The sequence below is a fragment of the Bacillus cereus group sp. BfR-BA-01430 genome (assembly GCF_022663115.1).
GTDB classification, from domain to species: Bacteria; Bacillota; Bacilli; order Bacillales; family Bacillaceae_G; genus Bacillus_A; species Bacillus_A cereus_BD.
This window is the reverse complement of the sequence record NZ_JAKUEW010000115.1, coordinates 1-222: the sequence shown is the minus strand read 5'-3', so window position 1 is coordinate 222 and position 222 is coordinate 1. Positions and strand designations below refer to the sequence as shown.

The following is a 222-nucleotide window of genomic DNA, read 5'->3' as shown; positions in this document are numbered from 1 at the left end:
AAGAAGTTAGCGGCGGACGGGTGAGTAACACGTGGGTAACCTGCCCATAAGACTGGGATAACTCCGGGAAACCGGGGCTAATACCGGGTAATATTTTGCACCGCATGGTGCGAAATTGAAAGGCGGCTTCGGCTGTCACTTATGGATGGACCCGCGTCGCATTAGCTAGTTGGTGAGGTAACGGCTCACCAAGGCAACGATGCGTAGCCGACCTGAGAGGGT

1 rRNA gene is annotated in these 222 nt (G+C 55.0%); it reads left to right on the top strand.

Annotation, left to right across the window (positions count from 1 at the left end):
* Positions 1-222 (top strand): 16S ribosomal RNA (locus tag MR058_RS23195); the annotation flags it as partial.